The sequence below is a fragment of the Enterobacter sp. UNJFSC 003 genome, from assembly GCF_036903355.1.
Taxonomy (GTDB): Bacteria; Pseudomonadota; Gammaproteobacteria; order Enterobacterales; family Enterobacteriaceae; genus Enterobacter.
In genome coordinates this window covers 1-254 of record NZ_JBAKHK010000259.1, presented here as the reverse complement: position 1 = coordinate 254, position 254 = coordinate 1, and the positions used below count along the sequence as shown (strand labels likewise).

The window sequence follows — 254 nt, the reverse complement described above, 5'->3', positions numbered from 1 at the left end:
ACCTGACAGTGTGACCTTTCACATCTGGACAGCGTACAGCCCGTTCACCACCTGGGTGCAGATTGTCAAAGACTGGATGAAAACGAAAGGGGATACGGGAAAACGTAAAACCTTCGTAAACACCACGCTCGGTGAGACGTGGGAGGCGAAAATTGGCGAACGTCCGGATGCTGAAGTGATGGCAGAGCGGAAAGAGCATTATTCAGCGCCCGTTCCTGACCGTGTGGCTTACCTGACCGCCGGTATCGACTCCC

At 54.3% G+C, this 254-nt stretch carries 1 protein-coding gene; it reads left to right on the top strand.

Going from position 1 to position 254, the window contains the following annotated elements:
- Positions 1 to 254, top strand: a 254-nt coding sequence (locus V5P19_RS24055) for a terminase gpA endonuclease subunit (protein ID WP_334408060.1), incomplete at both ends; no start/stop codon positions are given.